The following is a 19,518-nucleotide window of genomic DNA, read 5'->3' as shown; positions in this document are numbered from 1 at the left end:
GCCGCCAACATGAGCAAGCGCAAGCTGATCCCGCTGCTGGTCTACATCCTGTTCCTGCTGGTGCCGATCTACTGGCTGCTGAACATGTCCTTCAAGAGCAACACCGAAATCCTCGGCGGCCTGACCCTGTTTCCCCAGGACTTTACCTTTGCCAACTACAAGGTGATTTTCACTGACCCGAGCTGGTACACCGGCTACCTCAACTCGCTGTACTACGTCAGCCTCAACACGGTGATTTCCCTGAGTGTGGCGCTGCCGGCGGCCTACGCGTTCTCGCGCTACCGCTTCCTGGGCGACAAGCACCTGTTCTTCTGGTTGCTGACCAACCGCATGGCGCCGCCGGCGGTGTTTTTGCTGCCGTTTTTCCAGCTGTATTCCTCCATTGGCTTGTTCGATACGCACATCGCGGTAGCCCTGGCCCATTGCCTGTTCAACGTGCCGCTGGCGGTGTGGATTCTCGAAGGCTTCATGTCTGGCGTACCCAAGGAAATCGACGAAACGGCCTACATCGATGGGTACAGCTTCCCCAAGTTTTTCGTGAAGATCTTCATCCCGCTGATTGGCTCGGGGATCGGCGTCACCGCGTTTTTCTGCTTCATGTTTTCCTGGGTCGAACTCCTGCTGGCGCGCACGCTGACCTCGGTGAACGCCAAGCCGATTGCGGCGGTAATGACCCGGACGGTGTCGGCCTCTGGCATCGACTGGGGTGTACTGGCAGCGGCGGGGGTGTTGACCATCCTGCCGGGCATGCTGGTGATCTGGTTTGTTCGCAACCACGTGGCCAAGGGCTTCGCCCTGGGCCGGGTCTGAGGAGTCGATGATGGAATGGATGGCCTGGACCACCCCGACTGCACTGTTCTTTGCCGCGATCGGCCTGCTGCTGGTGGGCATGACGACCTGGGAATTGCGTTCGCCGAGTATCCCCCGGCGCGGTTTGTTACCGATCAGCACCACCCGTGGTGATCGCTTGTTTATCGGTCTTCTCGGCAGCGCCTACCTGCATTTGTTGGTGATCGGCGTAACCGGCTGGAGCATCTGGGTGGCGTCCGCGCTGTCTCTGGTGTGGCTGTTGTCTGTGATGCGTTGGGGCTAGCTGCCCCTTTTGAACCCCAAAACCAGGAGGTCTCTATGTTCGATAAAAACAATAAGCTGCGACATAGCATTTCATTGGCGGCCGTGCTGGCGCTCAGCGGGCTCAGTGCTGCGGCCTGGGCGGATGCTTATGAAGACGCTGCGAAAAAATGGATCGGCAGTGAGTTCAAACCGTCGACCCTCACCGAAGCCCAGCAACTCGAAGAGCTGAAGTGGTTTATCAAGGCCGCGGAGCCGTTTCGTGGGATGAAGATCAACGTGGTGTCGGAAACCCTCACCACCCACGAATACGAGTCCAAGGTGCTGGCCAAGGCCTTCAGCGAAATTACCGGGATCAAGCTGACCCACGACCTGCTGCAGGAAGGCGACGTGGTGGAGAAGCTGCAAACCCAGATGCAGTCCGACAAGAATATCTATGACGGTTGGGTCAACGATTCCGACTTGATCGGTACGCACTTTCGCTACGGCAAGACAGAATCCATCACCGACCTGATGGCCAACGAAGGCAAGAACTTCACTTCGCCGACCCTGGACATCAAGGACTTCATCGGTCTCTCGTTCACCACCGCGCCGGACGGCAAGATCTACCAATTGCCCGACCAGCAGTTCGCCAACCTGTACTGGTTCCGCGCCGACTGGTTTGAGCGGGCGGACCTGAAAGCCAAGTTCAAGGAAAAATACGGCTATGAACTGGGCGTGCCGGTGAACTGGTCAGCCTATGAAGACATCGCCAAATTCTTCAGCGAAGACGTCAAGGAAATCGACGGCAAACGCGTCTACGGGCACATGGACTACGGCAAGAAAGACCCGTCCCTGGGCTGGCGTTTCACCGATGCCTGGTTCTCCATGGCCGGTGGCGGCGACAAAGGCCTGCCCAACGGCTTGCCGGTGGACGAGTGGGGCATTCGCGTGGAGGACTGCCATCCGGTGGGCTCCAGTGTGACCCGTGGGGGCGACACCAACGGCCCGGCGGCGGTCTTTGCCACGCAGAAATACGTGGACTGGATGAAGGCCTACGCGCCACCGGAAGCGGCGGGCATGACCTTCTCCGAGTCCGGCCCCGTGCCGTCCCAGGGCAACATCGCCCAGCAGATCTTCTGGTACACCGCGTTTACCGCCGACATGACCAAGCCGGGCCTGCCGGTGGTGAACGCCGATGGCACGCCGAAGTGGCGCATGGCGCCATCACCCGTCGGGCCTTATTGGGAAAAGGGCATGAAGAAGGGGTATCAGGACGTGGGTTCCTGGACCTTCCTCAAGTCGACGCCCGAGAAGCAGAAACTGGCGGCTTGGCTGTACGCGCAGTTCGTGACCTCGAAAACCGTGTCGCTGAAGAAAACCATCGTGGGCCTGACACCGATTCGTGAGTCCGACATCAACTCCCAGGCCATGACCGACCTGGCGCCGAAACTCGGCGGGTTGGTGGAGTTCTACCGCAGCCCGGCACGGGTGGAGTGGACCCCGACCGGCACCAACGTGCCGGACTATCCACGGTTGGCGCAATTGTGGTGGAGCCATATTTCGGAGGCGGCCAGCGGAGAGAAGACCCCGCAACAGGCGCTGGATGGCTTGGCCAAGGATCAGGACGCGATCATGACGCGCCTGGAACGCTCCAAGGTGCAGCCGATTTGCGGGCCGAAAATGAACGAAGAGCGGGATGCGCAGTACTGGTTCGACCAGCCGGGTGCGCCGAAGCCTAAGTTGGCGAATGAGAAGCCACAGGGCGAAACCGTCAGCTATAACGAGTTGCTGAAGTCGTGGGAGGCGGCGCGCAAGTAACCCAGACGCAGCAGATCAAAAGGTGGGAACCCGGTTTGTGTGGGAGCCGGGCTTGCCCGCGATGCAGGCACCTCGGTCTGTCAGTCAGACCGCGGTGATGCCATCGCAGGCAAGCCAGCTCCCACATAAGCCCGGTTCCAACTTTGGTTTTAGGGTGTTTGTAAAAGGGGGGGCTACTTGGGATACAGCGGCGGCAAGCTGGTGCTATCCCCTGCAGGGTCCTGCTCGCGCTCCGCCATCGGAATCGCCTTCACCGCCCGCCACAACTCTTCACCCTGCCAATACTGCCCACTCTCGCTGTACAACGCGCCGTTCAACCCATCCAGCGCATCCGACAGCGGCACAAACCGCGCGGCCATGTCCGCCAGGGTTTCCGGTTGCTGCCGCGCCCACGCATCCAGCGCCTGGCGCGTGGCCTGCGGGTCATTGGCCTGGCTCGCCCGCTTGAGGTCGTCCAGCAAGGTGCGCGGGCTCGGGCCGGTTTGCGCGGCCCGCAGGATTGCCGGCTGCCAGCGCGCACGCCACCACAAACCGAAGCCCAGCAGGGTGGTGCAGGCCAGGATCAGGCTGGTCAGTTGCCAGATCCACAGGCTGTCATTGTCCGGCGCGGTGATCACCGTTGGGCTGGCCGGCGTGTCCACGATCAGGCTCGGGTTGGTCGCCACTTGCAGGGTGCGCGCCGGCAGGCTGGTGCGTTCCAGGTGGTCTTCGTGGGTGTTCCACCACACCACTTCCACCGCGGGCAGTTCGAGTGCGCCGACACGGTTGGGCACCAGGGCTTCGCGGTCTTCACGGCTGCCGATCAGGCCACGGTCGTTGTTCTGGTTGCTCAGCACCGGCTGGTCGGGGTAGCGGCGCAGGCCGGGGATGTCGCTCAGCGCCAGCGGCGGCAGTTGTGCGCCGGCCAGGCCTTCGGCTTTCAACGTCAGGCTGCGGGTCAGGGAGTCGCCGACTTGTACGTGATCGGGCTCGGGGTTCCAGCTTTCCGTGAGGGTCAGGCTGCGCGCCGGTAACCAGGGCGCATCTGCCGGGTACATTGCCGGCTTGGCCTTGACGGTCAGCGACAGCTCCGGCGAGCTGACGTGGATCAATTTGCCGGGTTTGGAGCCTTGGGGGTTGTTGTCCTGGGCGGGCCGTGGCTCCACCAGGGTGGCACTGAATGTCTGCGCCGGAATAGTCAACGTGCCGCTGTGCTGCGGGTAGATCGCATAGCGGGTTTCGATCACGCCATGGCGTATGCCGTTGATGACTTTCTCGTAGGTGCGCGATTCGCCCAATTGTTCGATGCGTGTATCGTCCACCTGCAACGGCGTAAGGCTGCTGTCGTCATACAGCGACACTGAGTGGTAGACGCGCACGGTCAGCAGCGCCTGGGCCTGGACGTAGACACTGTCCTGGTCGAGGTTGGTTTCGATGAACACCGGGGCCAGTTGGGCCTCGGTGTTCTGGCTGACGGTCTCCACCACTTGCAGGGTGATCGGCTGGGTCTTGAGTTCGCCGATCTGCAAGGGCGGAATCACCACGGTGCCGTTCTCTTTGGGCAGCAGGGTGATGATCCAGCGGGTGGTGGCGTGGTTGTCGCCGCCCAGGGTGGTGAGCTGGTTGATCTGGCGTGTGCCGCTCACTTCAAACAGCGGGTCCAGGGGCGCCAGGTCCGGTTTGCCGAACAGTGTGACGTCGTTGGACTCCACCGTCAGTTCCACCGTCTCCCCGGAATTGATGCGGCTGCGGTCGACACTGGCCACCAGGCCGGCTGCCTGGGCCTGGCTGGCCCACAACGCGAGGGTGAGAAGAAGGGCGGTGCAGCGGTTCATCGAGTCTTGTCCTGATGTTGTTGCTGTTCGTACCAGAATTTGCGTCGCAGCAGCTCGCCGGGGTTGTCCGGGATCTGCCGCAGCCATTGTTCCAGGGCCTGGCGCTGTTCGCCTTCAAGGGTGCCGTTTGCGGGGCGCAGGGGCGGGGTGGTGGTTTGCTCATCACCCAACTCGCTGCCGGGTACCTCGTTACTGCCGGCGTGGGGCGTGGCCCCGGTTTGCGTGTCGGTCGCGCCGGGCTGGCCCTGGCCTTGGGACGTCTGCTCGCCACCGGTGGCGGTCTGGCTGCTGGCGCCCGGTTGCGCAGTCTGGCCGGGTTGCGTGGTTTCGTCATCCTCGTTTTTTGCCGGTTTGGCCGGCTCGGTTTTTTCCGGTTCCTGCTGCATCAGGCTTTCCACCAGCGCTTTGTTCTTCAGCGCCGGCTGCAAGTCGGGCTGGGCTTCGAGGGCTTGTTCGTAGGCGTCGATCGCCGCTTCCAGCTCGCCGCTTTTGGCCAGGGCATTGCCTCGATTGTAGTGGGAATAGGCGTCGCTGCCCTCGGCAAACCGTTTGGCGGCTTCGGCATAGTTGCCCGCTTCATACAGTGCGACGCCTTGCCATTGCGGGTCTTCGAAATGTTCGGCCGCTTCGGCCGGGCGTTTTTTCTTCAGCAGCAGTTGGCCCTGTTGGTCGGGGCGCAACCACAGGTCCTGGAAGTCGAAGGCATAGCTGGGCTGCGGCGCGCCCAACAGCAGCAGCGGCAAGAAGAACAGCCAGCCACGGCGCCCGGCGCAGGCGGCCAGCAGCAACAGCGGCAAGAGCAGCCAGTAACCCTGATCGGCCCAGGTGTCGAGGTGCAGCAGTTGGCCGTCATTGCGCAGGCTTTGCGGGCCGTCCAGCATCCCGAGGTGGCGCAGGTCCTTGTCGTCCAGGCGTGCCTGGCGGTAGAGGCCGCCCATTTCGCTGGCGAAGGCCTTGAGGGTCGGGCTGTCGAGACGCGGTACGAGAATTGCGCCTTGGGCGTCCTTGAGGAATTCGCCGCTTTCCTGGGTCACCGGGGTGCCTTCACGGCTGCCGATGCCGAGGATCGACAAGCTCGGCGCCTGGTTGCTTTGCAACTGCAGGCGAATGCCCTGGCGCTCCTGCTTGGACAGCGACGAGCCGATCAGCAGCAGTCGGCCCTGGCCGAGGCCGCCATGCTTGAGCAGACTCAGGGCTTTTTCCACCGCCAGGTCTGCGCGGTGGCCGGGCTCGGGCATGATCGAGGGGCGCAGGGCTTCCAGCAGGTTATGGCTGGTGGCCAGGTCGTCGGACAGCGGCACCAGCGTGTGCGCGCTGCCGGCGTAGACCACGATGGCGGTCTGCGCATCGCTGCGGGCCTGGAGCAAGTCGAACAGCTTGCGCCGCGCCTGTTCGAGGCGGCTGGGCGGGCTGTCGGTGGCGAGCATTTCCGGGGTCAGTTCCAGCAGCACCACCAGCGGGTCGGCAGGTTTCTGGCTGGGCTGCTCGACGCGCTGCCAGCTCGGGCCGAGCAACGCCAGCACGGCCAGCAGCCAGGCGATGCCGAGCACCACCCATGGCGACTTGCTTTCGCGGCCACTGCCGCCGCTGAGCAAGGCGGCATGGAACGCCGGCGGCAGAATCATCTGCCAGCGCCCGGCGCGTTTCTGGCGGTGCCACAACTGCCACAGCAACCAGCCGAGCAGCGGCAACAGCAACAGCCACCAGGGGCGGAACCAGTGCGGCCACAAGGCGATCATCGACGCCTCCGCAAACGCAGGCGTTTCAGGCGTTCGCGCCATTCAGGATTGGGCTGCAGGAAACGGCCCTTGCTGGACAGTTTGTTGAACAGCCGTTGCAAGGCGTTATCGGGCCAGCGTTCCTGGATCACCAGCAGCATGCTGAGGATCAGCGCCAAGGCCAGTGGCGCGCTATACAACGCCTGGGCGGGGCGCGCCTGAGTCGGTTGCTGGGCCACGGGCTCAAGCTGGTCGAGGGTTTCCTTGACCTTCAGCAGTTCGTTGCCGTCGCGGGCGCGGAAGTAGCGGCCACCGGTGGCCTCGGCGATGGCCTTGAGGGCCGGTTCGTCAAGATCCAGGCTCGGGTTGACGCCGAGGACGCCCAGGGACCCGGTTTCCTCGGGGTCAGCGCCGATGCCGATCGGATAGATTTTCACGCCTTCTTCAGCGGCCAGGCGGGCGGCGGTCAGCGGGTCGATTTCGCCGGCATTGTTGGCGCCGTCGGTGACCAGGATCAGCACCCGGCTTTGGGCCGGACGCTGGCGCAGGCGCTTGAGGGCCAGGCCGATGGCGTCGCCAATCGCGGTGTTTTTGCCGGCGATGCCGATTCGTGCTTCATCCAGCCAGGTGCGTACGGTGCGTCGGTCAAAGGTCAGCGGCGCTTGCAGATAAGCCTGGCTGCCGAACAGGATAAGTCCCACGCGGTCACCTTCGCGGCCTTCCAGAAAATCCCCCAGCAGGTGCTTGACCAGGCTCAGGCGACTGACGTCTTCGTCTTGCCACTGCATATCGGGGAAGTCCATCGAGCCAGAGACGTCCACGGCCACCAGCAAATCACGGCCGCTGGCAGCAATGGGCAGCGGCTCGCCCAGCCATTCCGGGCGCGCGGCGGCGGTCAACAGCAGCAGCCACAGGAACACGAACGGTGCTTGCTGGCGCCATCCCGGCAGGTTGACCCGCGCGCGGCGGCGGGCCAGGCCTTCGAGGTCGCTGAGAAAGCTGACTTTCAGCGCCGGTTCGCCACTGTCGGCCACCGGCAGGATGAGACGCAGCAACCACGGCAGTGGCAACAGGGCAAAGATCCACGGCCAGGCGAACTCAAACATGTTTGCGAATCCAGGTGTCGACCGCTTGGGTCAGCCCGGCGATGGCCTTGTCGTCGAGTTTGCATTCGGGCTTGTAGGCGCCTTCCACCAGCACCATCCAGCGGGTCAGTCCGGCAGCGGGGCAGCGGTTGTCGAGGAACGCCAGCCACTTGCGGCCGTTGAGGGTGTGGCTCTGGCTGTAGGGGTAGTCATTGCGGCACAGGCGTTTGAGCAGGCCGTTGAGTTGTTGCAGCCAGGCACCGGCCGGCGCGCCGTCGTACGGCTTGGGCATCAGGGCCAGTTCGGCGAGGGCGGCGATGCGCAGCGGGTCCAGGGGCTGCTCGGCACGGGCCAGCGGGCGCTTGGCCGGCAGGAAGCGGCGCAGCCACCACAGGCCCCAACCCGCCAGCGGGATGATCAGCAGCAACAGCCACCAGCCCGGCGCCGGCGGCCAGAAGCCGATCACCGGCGGGGCGATCAGGGGTTGCAGTTGGTCGAGGCTGCTCATTGCTTTTTAACCGGGCGTTGCGGGTTCAGGTATTCGCGCAGTTGCTCGACCATTTCACCCTGGGTACTCAAGGGCATCAACAGCACCCGCAGTTTTTGCGCGAGCAATTCCCAGCGTGCGCTGCGGGCTTCGGCCTGGGCTTTGTAGGCTTGGCGCAGGTCGAAATTCAGGGTGTCCAGTTCCAGCTGGGCGCCGCGCTCGGCGAAGCGCAGCAGCCCGGCGGCGGGCAGGGCGTGGTCCAGCGGGTCGGACACCGGCAACAGCAGCAGGTCGCAATGCCGCGACAACAGGCTCAGCTGTTGCTCGGCGCCTTCAGTCAGGGCGCGCTCGTCGCAGATTACTATCACCAGACTGCCTGGGCGTAGCACTTCCCGGGCACGGCGCAAGGCCATGCCGAGGGCGTCGGCTTCGGGGCGGCGTTCGGTGTTGAGGCTCTGGTTGACCCGCACCAGACGGTTGAGCAGTTGCAGCAGGCTTTGCTTGCTGCGCCGGGGTTTGATTTCGTAGTGCTCGCTGTCACCGAACACCAGCCCGCCGACCCGGTCATTGTGGCCCAGTGCCGCCCAGCCAATCAGGCTCGCGGCCTGGGCCGCCAGCACCGACTTGAACATCTGCCCCGAGCCGAAAAACAGCCGGCAGCTTTGCTCCACCATGATGAAGATCGGTCGTTCGCGCTCTTCATGGAACAGTTTGGTGTGGGGCTCCTGGGTGCGTGCGGTGACGCGCCAGTCGATGGTGCGTACATCGTCGCCGGCCTGGTAGACCCGCACCTGATCGAAGTCGACCCCGCGCCCGCGCAGTTTCGAGTGGTGCAGGCCGATCAGCGGGCTGCGCTGGCTCGGCGTGGAAAACAACTGCACTTCTCGGACGCGATGGCGCATCTCGATCAATTCGCTCAAGGTGACACGGGTTCCATCGCCAGCGTTCATGGGCGTCAAGCGACGGCAACGACGTCGAGAATGCGTTGCACCACGCGGTCCTGGTCGATGCCGGCGGCTTCAGCTTCGAACGACAGGATGATGCGGTGACGCAGCACGTCGAACAGCACCGCCTGGATGTCTTCCGGGCTGACGAAATCGCGACCGGCCAACCAGGCGTGGGCCCGGGCGCAGCGGTCCAGGGCAATCGAGCCGCGGGGGCTGGCGCCATAGGCAATCCACTCGGCCATTTCCGGGTCGAACTTGGCCGGGGTGCGGGTGGCCATCACCAGTTGCACCAGGTATTCCTCCACCGCGTCAGCCATGTACAGGCCGAGGATTTCCTTGCGCGCGGCGAAAATCGCCTGCTGGCTGACCCGGCGCTCGGGCTTGGTCTCGCCGTTTAGCGCTTCGCCACGGGCCTGCTGCAGGATGCGGCGCTCGACAGCGGCGTCCGGGAAGCCGATTTTCACGTGCATCAGGAACCGGTCGAGCTGGGCTTCAGGCAGCGGGTAGGTGCCTTCCTGCTCGATGGGGTTTTGCGTGGCCATCACCAGGAACAACGGCGACAACTCGTAAGTGCTGCGCCCCACGCTGACCTGGCGCTCGGCCATGGCTTCGAGCAATGCCGACTGCACCTTGGCCGGGGCCCGGTTGATTTCGTCCGCCAGCACCAGGTTGTGGAAGATCGGACCTTGCTGGAACACGAAACTGCCGGTTTCCGGGCGATAGATCTCGGTGCCGGTGATGTCGGCGGGCAGCAGGTCGGGGGTGAACTGGATGCGATGGAACTGTGCCTCGATCCCTTCGGCAAGCTCCTTGATAGCCTTGGTCTTGGCCAGGCCGGGAGCGCCTTCAACCAGCATATGGCCATCGGCGAGCAGGGCAATGAGCAAGCGCTCGATGAGTTTTTCCTGGCCGAGAATCTGCGTTGAAAGAAAGGTTCGCAGCGCAAGCAGCGCTTCACGATGTTCCATCGATGACGGTTCCTGGAGGGGTGAGACTGGGCATTGCGAAAAATGCCAGGCCTGGGGGCGTTACTTTAATGCATCGGAGGGGGTGGCGACTAACGGCGCGGGGGGTATTTTTTGGGAAATGTGGGAAATTTCCGAGGTTTTTTCCGATAGACGCCTGCCTTTGTGGCGAGGGAGCAAGCTCCCTCGCCACATTGTGCGGGTTTGGCAGCTAGGCCCGGATATAGGTCCCGGTGCCCTTGAGAATGTTCTGCAAGGTTTCTTCCACTTCGGCCAGGTCCGACTCTGCGGTGCCGTGGCTGATTTCCAGATGATCGCTGCCGCCCAACGCATCGGCATCCGCTGCGCCAATCTCCACGAGCAACGTCGTGGCACTCAGGGTGATCTTCAACCCGTCCAGGGTCGACGGCTCGTAATCCCAAGTGATCTCCACCTCGCCCTCATCCGGATAACGGGTCACCATGAACATCTCGCCCTTGTCGCCGTGGCAGCAGAGCATGGCCATGTTGTCTTCTTCGTCATCGCACGGGTTGACGATCAGGTGGGCGGTGGTGAGTTGCAATGGCATGGTTAATCCTGTCTGGGGGAGGGCGAAGCAGGGCAATTGTGCCATTGCGGCGAATTTTGTGCTGCATCGTGTATGAGGGGTTCCTAGCTGTTGCCGGTTTGGTTTTCCAGATCAAAGTCACTTAACAGCGTCAAGATCGACGTTTTGTTAGCCAACTCGCTCCAAGGGCCTTGATCAATGATTGCTCCGTTTGACATGACAATAACCTGATCAAAACGGTGCAGGTGGCGGACATCATGTGTGACGCATATCAATCCGCGTTTGCCGAAGGTATCGAACAGCAGATCCCACACAGGCGTGGCCAGTTTTTGTTCGATGGACGCGCTGGGTTCATCGAATAAATTGAATTCCCCGGGCCTGTTGACGAGGCGCAGCAGGGACAGACGCTTTGCTTCGCCTCCTGAAATATTGGACGCGTTTTCGCTGAGGCTGCGGTTTAAAACGATTTCTTCCAGGTTCAGTTGCTCAATTGCGTGGTTCAAGTGTGGCGAGGGGGGGATTCCAAACAGTACGGAGTGATCAAAGTAGCCTTCCAGGAACTGGGGCGACTGGGGGCAATACCTCAGGTACCTCAAATGCGCTTGGGCACTCAGTTCGCAAATGGGCTTGTCGTCGATAAGCAACCTGCTTGTCAGTGAGGGGTTCAAGCCTGCCAGCACTTCCAGCAAGGTAGATTTCCCCGCTCCACTTGGCCCAGTGATGGCAACTGACTGACTTTGGGTAAATTCGATGGCTGTCTTGATGGTCAAGCGGATGGAGCTGGTGCCAGTCACGATGCAGGGATTAAGTATTAACGTTGATTTGGGCTGTAGGGGTATTTCGAGTTGGCCGTTGTCGTCGCCAAAATTTGGTAACGACAGTAGGTGCAGGAGTCGGCGCTGGTCTGCGAGAAATTGATCCAGTACCCGGTAGCCTTCTGTAAGCGCAGTAATGTTGATTAAGAAGCTGCCAGCGATTGAGAATGTCGCAACTAATTGCCCAAGACTAATAATGGGTTGTCCTGAAAGCTGATCCAATACCCCCCAGCCAAGTAGCCCTCCGGTGGCAAGGCTGATGAATAGGATCTTTATACCGTTTAAAAAACCGCCGGAGCTTGTAACCGTTACCGCGGCATTGGCGTATTGGGTGAAAGCTTCCTTCAAAGGGTGTGTGGCAGTGTGTTCTGCTCCTTCCAGTTTTATAGACTTCCCCGAGTTTAAAGTGTTGAACAGAATGGCACCCAGCTCATCTTCTTGTTCGTTGATCCTGTCAATGTGTTTTCTCCGCCATCTTATAATTTTGTGGGCTGTAAAAAGATAGATAGCACTCAGGCCGATCACAGCGAGGAACACTCCGCTACCACCCATATACAAAAAGGCTCCCCCAACAATTAGCAACTCCAGGCACATAGGAAACGCGACAGTGACGAAAAACGTAAGCAATTTTTCATGAGCCGTGATTCCGCGTTCCACAGACTTTATGAAGTGGCCAATGCGCCATGAGCTAAAGTGATGAAAGTCTTTGTGCAGTAATTGCCCGATCCAATTGATTGAAGCATCTCTTACGATTTGTTGGATTAGTTTGGATAATAGGAATATTTGCGCAGGGTTTACTAAGGCCTGAATGCATCCGGCCAGAATGAAGCCTGCAATCAGTATGAATAAGGTGTTCATTGTTGGCTGGTTGTTGCTAAGTGCGTCTACGACTTTTCCTAGCAGTAAAGGTGGTGCGAGCGCTATAAGTTTAAGCCCTATTGTGGTAAGGATGGTAGACGTAAGCAGAGCTGTATGCTGTTTGCATGCTATTTTAACAAGTGTTTGCATTTGGTCGCCTATAGGCATTCTTAGCTGCATTCATACTTATAGTGTAGGGGTGGGGCAGCTGAGTAGAGTGTGCTGGGGTGCTACCAAGTTTCCACTTCTAATAATGTTGAAGCGCTCAAGGCTGGGGATGTAGATTTGTATAACGCTACAGCCGTTGGCAAACTTGGTGAGTGTTCTGAAGAATATTTTCTTTCCGTCATTGGAAAGGCTGTTTTGTAATATTTGCAGCTGATGCGGAACGCTTGCTGAGAATTGTTTGTGTTGATGTTTGATGAGGGGCAGTCTCAAGTTCTTTATTGAGGAGAACTCAATGAGATGTTTGAGCTTTTCTGAGCTAGACAGCAGCTCCAGGGTTTTCTTGTCCAGCTCTTCTCCTGCAGAGTCATACAGTTCGTTTGCTTGGAATTGCTCCGTCACCGCTCGCTGCAAAGCTACGTTAACGTCCAGCGAGCAACCTGAGCCAACAGATGCAATATGTAGATCGCCTGCGCCTGCTCTGGGGAAAGCTGCTGCAAAATAAACGCCTAAAAAATCTTTAATGACCACGATCTGGAGACGTTGGGCAGATTTTATTGCATACGGATTGTTATGTAGTGCCATCGCAAGGAGGGATGCGGACGGGGAGTATAAATTTATGGGTGGGCCGATTTTGCAAATTGCCATATAAAAAAGCGATAGAATGTGCCGCTCAATGACTTCGAGAATGCCGTGCAAGAGGGCCTCGTCTTCCGTACATCCGAATGCCATACCTGAATTGGATGAGTAACGGGCTAGAAAATTTAAGTGTGAGTTTCCTTTGGGACGTTTGTATTTGGCGATGGCTGGGCAGAGGAGCGCGTGTGGGACTAATAATTTTTCCTTTTTATCAAGGGTTGTGAGCGTTAAGCATTCAAGAGGCTCCTTGATTTGAGAGCAGTTGAAGAGTAAACCGTCGAATTTTGCCGGCGCTTGTGCAGCAATTACCTTGCAGTGACACGTCGTAATACCAAGGACGATTGGTTGGCCCGCGACAAGGTGTTCTAAGCTTTCAGCGAGTGCTCCAATAAGTGATTCGGGTCCTTTGCCTGCGCCCGATGCGACTAGTTGGCTATTTGCGTCGTACAGTTCCGTCGTCGCTACTAGGTTTTCTTTGTTTGCATACTGCGTAATCGCAGTTAGGCCAAGACTATGAATGGTCTCTTTTATTTTTGATAGAGCATTGGTTGGGCTTAGTTCTCGTTCTGACATGCTTACCTCGTTATTTTTGAATGCCGAAAGGATCTCCTTTCGGCATTTTTTAGCGGGTGCTTCATTTGTATGGAATGTCAGTTTGTGAGTGTGGCGAAGAAGTGGACCTCGGTCGCTAGTAAGATTTCGGATGCGCCTGCGTTTTGCGGAAAGCCAGTCGGGATGGTTATTTCGGAGCGTTTATTACCCATTTCAATCACCTCGTTTCTATTTTGAATTAGAGGCACTCGATAGTGAGTTCCCCACTTGCGCGTAATTTCGCAAGTGATCAATTAATAGCAGTGGCCCTACCTCGATTCAATTGGTGTGAAGGCGCGAGCGTCCTGTGTTTGTGTAGGAATTATCTCGTCGGGGCGTGGGATGATAGTTGTCTATGTTTGATTCTTTGGCTTAGCTGCGGTTGTACGCAGCTGTTTCAATGGTTTGTGATGTTTATGGTTTTGTGAAAGGTAGGCAAACTAAGAGCGGTTCGACAAATCACTCATTTAGCTTTTGATGTGATTGGGAGTTCAGCCTCTCTATTGAGAAGGGGGGACCACCGAGAATTTACCCTGATGATTCACTTTCTCAGGAGGCGCGCGGCATGCTGCGAAAATCCTGCGAATTTTGTGCTGCATCGTGTGTCAGACCTTTTGGCATGACCTGGCGGGCTACATCAGTCATTTCCGATACTCGGCGCCCCGGGATTTCTCTGAAAAACACCCGGTTGCCCAAGTCGCAACCCGCCAGCAGCGTGCCGATGACCGAATATGTCGCAGCGTCGCAAGCAGCCTGCTTCCTACACTCGTTAAGCTGCGCAACGGATGTGCCCTGCCGGGAGTCTGACCTGCCCGTCGTACCGTCACCTGGCAAGGTGCGCATCTTATGGAAGTTGAATGTGACCTCATTGTCTTGTCCAGCTTCACCCACCTGTCACTCTGAATTCGTTACTGTAGACCGCGAACAGAGCTGACGGTCTCCCCGCAAGGGGATAACACGCGACGCTTCCATCAATAACAAGCCCAAGCGGAGTACCACAGATGGCGTTCTTCACCGCAGCCAGCAAAGCCGACTTCCAGCACCAACTGCAAGCGGCACTGGCGCAGCACATCAGTGAACAGGCACTGCCACAAGTGGCGCTGTTCGCTGAACAATTTTTCGGCATTATTTCCCTGGATGAACTGACCCAGCGTCGCTTGTCCGACCTGGCCGGTTGCACCCTGTCTGCCTGGCGCCTGCTTGAGCGCTTTGATCACAACCAACCGCAAGTGCGGGTCTACAACCCCGATTACGAACGTCATGGCTGGCAATCGACCCACACCGCGGTCGAAGTGCTGCACCACGACCTGCCATTCCTGGTGGACTCGGTACGTACCGAGCTGAACCGCCGTGGCTACAGCATCCATACCCTGCAAACCACCGTGCTCAGCGTGCGTCGTGGCAAGAAGGGCGAGTTGCTGGAAATCCTGCCGAAAGGCACCCAGGGCGAAGACGTTCAGCAAGAATCGCTGATGTACCTGGAAATCGACCGTTGCGCCAACGCCGCCGAGCTGAGTGTCCTGAGCAAGGAGCTTGAGCAGGTACTGGGCGAAGTGCGCGTTGCAGTCGCCGATTTCGAACCGATGAAAGCCAAGGTCCAGGAGCTGCTGGCCGGTATCGACGCCAGCTCTTATGTGATCGACGGCGAAGAGAAAGCCGAGATCAAAAGCTTCCTGGAGTGGTTAGTAGGCAACCACTTCACCTTCCTCGGCTATGAAGAGTTTGTGGTACGTGACGAGGCGGATGGCGGTCATATCGAATATGACACCCACTCGTTCCTCGGTCTGACCAAGCTGCTGCGCCCGGGCCTGACGGCCGATGACCTGCGCATCGAAGACTACGCAGTGAACTACCTGCGTGAGCCGGCTGTGCTGTCGTTCGCCAAGGCTGCTCACCCAAGCCGCGTACACCGTCCGGCCTACCCGGACTACGTGTCGATCCGCCAGATCGATGCCGACGGCAAGGTCGTCAAGGAATGCCGCTTCATGGGCCTCTACACCTCCTCGGTGTACGGCGAAAGCGTGCGAGTGATTCCTTACATCCGTCGCAAGGTTGCGGAAATCGAACGTCGTTCGGGCTTCCAGGCCAAGGCGCACTTGGGCAAGGAACTGGCCCAGGTGGTCGAGGTGCTGCCCCGTGATGACCTGTTCCAGACCCCGGTGGACGAGCTGTTCAGCACCGTGATGTCGATCGTGCAGATCCAGGAACGCAACAAGATCCGCGTGTTCCTGCGCAAAGACCCGTACGGTCGCTTCTGCTACTGCCTGGCCTACGTGCCGCGGGATATCTATTCCACCGAAGTGCGCCAGAAGATTCAGCAAGTCCTGATGGACCGCCTGAAAGCTTCGGACTGCGAGTTCTGGACCTTCTTCTCCGAGTCCGTACTGGCTCGTGTACAGCTGATCCTGCGGGTAGACCCGAAGAACCGCTTGGACATCGACCCGCTGCAACTGGAAAAAGAAGTGGTGCAGGCCTGCCGCAGCTGGCAGGACGACTACTCCAGCCTGGTGGTGGAAAGCTTCGGCGAAGCCCACGGCACCAACGTGCTGGCGGACTTCCCGAAAGGCTTCCCGGCCGGCTATCGCGAGCGTTTTGCGGCGCATTCGGCCGTGGTCGACATGCAGCACTTGCTCAGCCTCACCGAAGCCAACCCGCTGGTGATGAGCTTCTACCAGCCATTGGGCCAGGTTTCCGGTCAGCGCGAGTTGCACTGCAAGCTGTATCACGCCGACACCCCACTGGCACTGTCCGACGTACTGCCGATCCTGGAAAACCTCGGCCTGCGTGTACTGGGTGAGTTCCCGTACCGCCTGCGTCATGCCAATGGCCGCGAGTTCTGGATTCACGATTTCGCGTTCACCGCCGCCGAAGGCCTGAACCTCGATATCCAGCAGCTCAACGACACCCTGCAGGACGCGTTCGTGCACATCGTCAACGGCGATGCCGAGAACGATGCGTTCAACCGCCTGGTGCTGACCGCCGGCCTGCCTTGGCGCGATGTGGCGCTGCTGCGAGCCTACGCCCGTTACCTGAAGCAGATTCGCCTGGGCTTCGACCTGGGTTACATCGCCAGCACCCTGAACAACCACACCGACATCGCCCGCGAGTTGACCCGGTTGTTCAAGACCCGCTTCTACCTGGCGCGCAAGCTGACGGCCGAAGACCTGGAAGACAAGCAGCAACGTCTGGAGCAAGCGATTCTCACGGCCCTGGACGACGTTCAGGTGCTCAACGAAGACCGCATCCTGCGTCGCTACCTGGACCTGATCAAGGCTACCTTGCGGACCAACTTCTACCAGGCGGATGCCAACGGTCAGAACAAGTCGTACTTCAGCTTCAAGTTCAACCCGCACGCCATTCCAGAATTGCCGAAGCCGGTGCCGAAGTTTGAAATCTTCGTTTACTCGCCACGGGTTGAAGGCGTGCACCTGCGCTTTGGTAACGTCGCTCGCGGTGGCCTGCGCTGGTCCGACCGTGAAGAAGACTTCCGCACTGAAGTATTGGGCCTGGTAAAAGCCCAGCAAGTGAAAAACTCGGTGATCGTGCCGGTGGGCGCCAAGGGCGGCTTCCTTCCGCGTCGTCTGCCATTGGGCGGCAGCCGGGACGAGATCGCGGCCGAGGGCATCGCCTGCTACCGCATCTTCATTTCCGGCCTGCTGGACATCACCGACAACCTGAAAGACGGCGTCCTGGTGCCTCCGTTGAACGTGGTGCGCCACGACAACGATGACCCGTACCTGGTAGTAGCAGCGGACAAGGGCACAGCGACCTTCTCCGACATCGCCAACGGCATCGCCATCGACTATGGCTTCTGGCTGGGTGACGCGTTCGCTTCCGGCGGTTCTGCCGGTTACGACCACAAGAAAATGGGCATCACCGCCAAGGGCGCGTGGGTGGGTGTGCAGCGTCACTTCCGTGAGCGCGGCATCAACGTCCAGCAAGACAGCATCACCGTGGTGGGCGTGGGCGACATGGCCGGCGACGTGTTCGGCAACGGCCTGTTAATGTCCGACAAGCTGCAACTGGTTGCGGCCTTCAACCACCTGCACATTTTCATCGATCCAAACCCGACCCCGGCCAACAGTTTCGCTGAACGTCAGCGCCTGTTCGACCTGCCGCGTTCGGCCTGGACCGACTACGACACCAGCATCATGTCGGAAGGTGGCGGTATCTTCTCGCGCAGCGCGAAGAGCATTGCCATCTCGCCGCAGATGAAAGAACGCTTCGACATCCAGGCTGACAAGCTGACCCCGACCGAACTGCTGAACGCCTTGCTCAAGGCGCCGGTGGACCTGTTGTGGAACGGCGGTATCGGTACTTACGTCAAGGCCAGCACCGAAAGCCACGCCGATGTGGGCGACAAGGCCAACGACGCCCTGCGCGTCAACGGCAACGAGTTGCGCTGCAAGGTGGTGGGCGAGGGCGGTAACCTCGGCATGACCCAATTGGGTCGTGTGGAATTCGGCCTCAATGGCGGCGGTTCCAACACCGACTTCATCGACAACGCCGGTGGTGTGGATTGCTCCGACCACGAAGTGAACATCAAGATCCTGCTCAACGAAGTGGTGCAGGCCGGCGACATGACCGACAAGCAGCGCAACCAGTTGCTGGCGAGCATGACCGACGAAGTCGGCAGCCTGGTGTTGGGCAACAACTACAAGCAAACCCAGGCCCTTTCCCTCGCTGCCCGCAAAGCCTTCGAGCGAGCGGCCGAGTACAAGCGCCTGATGAGCGACCTGGAAAGCCGTGGCAAGCTGGACCGCGCCATCGAGTACCTGCCTTCGGAAGATCAACTGACCGAGCGTGCCGCCACCGGCAAGGGCCTGACCCGTCCGGAGCTGTCGGTACTGATCTCCTACAGCAAGATCGACCTCAAGGAAGCGTTGCTCAAGTCTCTGGTACCGGATGACGACTACCTGACCCGCGACATGGAGACCGCGTTCCCGCCGAGCCTGGTGGCGAAGTTCTCCGAAGCCATGCGTCGCCATCGTCTGAAGCGCGAGATCGTCAGCACCCAGATCGCCAACGACCTGGTCAACCACATGGGCATCACCTTTGTTCAGCGGTTGAAAGAGTCCACCGGCATGAGCCCGGCGAACGTGGCCGGTGCTTACGTGATCGTGCGTGACATCTTCCACCTCCCGCACTGGTTCCGTCAGATCGAAGCCCTGGACCACCAGGTTTCGGCTGAAGTGCAACTGGCGTTGATGGACGAACTGATGCGCTTGGGCCGCCGTGCCACACGCTGGTTCCTGCGCAGCCGTCGCAACGAGCAGGATGCTGCCCGTGACGTCGCGCACTTCGGTCCGCACCTGGCGGCGTTGGGCCTCAAGCTCGACGAACTGCTGGAAGGTCCGACCCGCGAAGGCTGGCAGAACCGTTACCAGGCCTATGTCGAAGCCGGTGTGCCGGAGCTGTTGGCGCGAATGGTGGCAGGCACTACCCACCTGTACACCTTGCTGCCGATCATCGAAGCCGCTGACGTGACCGGTCAGAGCGCGGCGGACGTGGCCAAGGCGTACTTCGCCGTGGGCAGCGCCCTGGACTTGCCGTGGTACCTGCAGCAGATCAGCGATCTGCCGGTGGGCAACAACTGGCAGGCCCAGGCTCGTGAAGCCTTCCGCGACGACGTGGACTGGCAGCAACGGGCGATCACCATCAAGGTTCTGCAAATGGCCGATGCGCCAGAAGACATGGAAGCCCGCGTGGCGCTATGGCTTGAGCAGAACGCGAGCATGGTGGAGCGCTGGCGCGCGATGATGGTGGAGATTCGTGCTGCGGTCGGTACGGACTACGCCATGTACGCGGTAGCCAACCGTGAGTTGCTGGACCTGGCGATGAGCGGCCAGTCGGTGCTGTAATGGGTCTGATTGAGCGTTAAAACAAAAAGCCCGGTATCGAAAGATACCGGGCTTTTTTGTGTGCGCCATTTACAGGGTTGGCTCTGCGTAGCAGCTGTCGAGCCTTGGCGAGGCTGCGTTTGCGGTGTATCAGACACACCGCCGACGCAGCCTCG

General features: G+C 59.8%; 13 protein-coding genes. 4 read left to right on the top strand and 9 right to left on the bottom strand.

The window, feature by feature from the left end; all coding sequences use genetic code 11:
• Nucleotides 1–9 precede the first annotated feature (9 nt).
• Genes K0H47_RS27565 through K0H47_RS27555 form a run of 3 tightly spaced genes read left to right on the top strand, consistent with a single transcriptional unit; the run spans nt 10 to nt 2,871 of the window.
• Nucleotides 10–810: a carbohydrate ABC transporter permease gene (locus K0H47_RS27565; RefSeq protein WP_003218530.1), complete on the top strand. Its 801-nt coding sequence runs from the start codon at nt 10–12 to the stop codon at nt 808–810.
• A 10-nt stretch (nt 811–820) separates the two neighbouring features.
• Nucleotides 821–1,093 carry a DUF2160 domain-containing protein gene (locus K0H47_RS27560; protein ID WP_010173082.1) on the top strand — a complete coding sequence of 91 codons (273 nt, stop codon included), beginning with the start codon at nt 821–823 and terminating at the stop codon, nt 1,091–1,093.
• Between the two features lie 35 nt (nt 1,094–1,128).
• A complete protein-coding gene (locus K0H47_RS27555) occupies nt 1,129–2,871 on the top strand; it encodes an ABC transporter substrate-binding protein (RefSeq protein WP_063029401.1) in 1,743 nt (580 codons plus the stop codon).
• A gap of 173 nt (nt 2,872–3,044) precedes the next feature.
• Here the strand turns inward: K0H47_RS27555 and K0H47_RS27550 are convergent, their stop codons facing one another.
• The 9 genes from K0H47_RS27550 to K0H47_RS27510 all read right to left on the bottom strand — a co-directional run bounded on the left by K0H47_RS27550 (nt 3,045) and on the right by K0H47_RS27510 (nt 13,484).
• On the bottom strand, nt 3,045–4,685 hold the full coding sequence (locus K0H47_RS27550) for a BatD family protein (protein ID WP_063029402.1): 1,641 nt from the start codon (nt 4,683–4,685) through the stop codon (nt 3,045–3,047).
• Entirely contained in the window at nt 4,682–6,424 is a 1,743-nt protein-coding gene (locus tag K0H47_RS27545) for a tetratricopeptide repeat protein (protein ID WP_219273933.1), read from the bottom strand. The genes K0H47_RS27550 and K0H47_RS27545 overlap by 4 nt, the downstream gene beginning before the upstream one ends.
• Nucleotides 6,421–7,509: a VWA domain-containing protein gene (locus K0H47_RS27540; RefSeq protein WP_063029404.1), complete on the bottom strand. Its 1,089-nt coding sequence runs from the start codon at nt 7,507–7,509 to the stop codon at nt 6,421–6,423. The genes K0H47_RS27545 and K0H47_RS27540 overlap by 4 nt, the downstream gene beginning before the upstream one ends.
• A complete protein-coding gene (locus tag K0H47_RS27535; RefSeq protein ID WP_003218539.1) occupies nt 7,502–7,996 on the bottom strand; it encodes a DUF4381 domain-containing protein in 495 nt (164 codons plus the stop codon). Before K0H47_RS27535 ends, K0H47_RS27540 begins: the two co-directional genes overlap by 8 nt.
• The gene (locus tag K0H47_RS27530; RefSeq protein WP_003218540.1) at nt 7,993–8,925 is read right to left on the bottom strand and encodes a DUF58 domain-containing protein; all 933 of its coding nucleotides are present in this window, start codon (nt 8,923–8,925) and stop codon (nt 7,993–7,995) included. Before K0H47_RS27530 ends, K0H47_RS27535 begins: the two co-directional genes overlap by 4 nt.
• Nucleotides 8,926–8,930: 5 nt before the next feature.
• Nucleotides 8,931–9,890 carry a MoxR family ATPase gene (locus K0H47_RS27525; RefSeq protein WP_003218556.1) on the bottom strand — a complete coding sequence of 320 codons (960 nt, stop codon included), beginning with the start codon at nt 9,888–9,890 and terminating at the stop codon, nt 8,931–8,933.
• Nucleotides 9,891–10,098: 208 nt separating this feature from the next.
• Nucleotides 10,099–10,455: a hypothetical protein gene (locus tag K0H47_RS27520; RefSeq protein WP_063029405.1), complete on the bottom strand. Its 357-nt coding sequence runs from the start codon at nt 10,453–10,455 to the stop codon at nt 10,099–10,101.
• Between the two features lie 83 nt (nt 10,456–10,538).
• Nucleotides 10,539–12,257 carry an ATP-binding cassette domain-containing protein gene (locus tag K0H47_RS27515; RefSeq protein ID WP_257626757.1) on the bottom strand — a complete coding sequence of 573 codons (1,719 nt, stop codon included), beginning with the start codon at nt 12,255–12,257 and terminating at the stop codon, nt 10,539–10,541.
• Between the two features lie 36 nt (nt 12,258–12,293).
• The gene (locus K0H47_RS27510) at nt 12,294–13,484 is read right to left on the bottom strand and encodes a YcaO-like family protein (RefSeq protein WP_235616454.1); all 1,191 of its coding nucleotides are present in this window, start codon (nt 13,482–13,484) and stop codon (nt 12,294–12,296) included.
• Between the two features lie 1,019 nt (nt 13,485–14,503).
• Between K0H47_RS27510 and K0H47_RS27505 the strand changes: the two genes are divergently transcribed.
• The gene (locus K0H47_RS27505; protein ID WP_063029413.1) at nt 14,504–19,363 is read left to right on the top strand and encodes an NAD-glutamate dehydrogenase; all 4,860 of its coding nucleotides are present in this window, start codon (nt 14,504–14,506) and stop codon (nt 19,361–19,363) included.
• The last annotated feature ends 155 nt before the right edge of the window (nt 19,364–19,518 follow it).

Origin of the sequence: Pseudomonas sp. Xaverov 83, assembly GCF_019352905.1 — a bacterium.
In the GTDB taxonomy this organism is placed as follows: Bacteria; Pseudomonadota; Gammaproteobacteria; order Pseudomonadales; family Pseudomonadaceae; genus Aquipseudomonas; species Aquipseudomonas yamanorum.
Note: the sequence above shows the minus strand (reverse complement) of the source record. Positions and strands in the feature narration are given on the sequence as shown.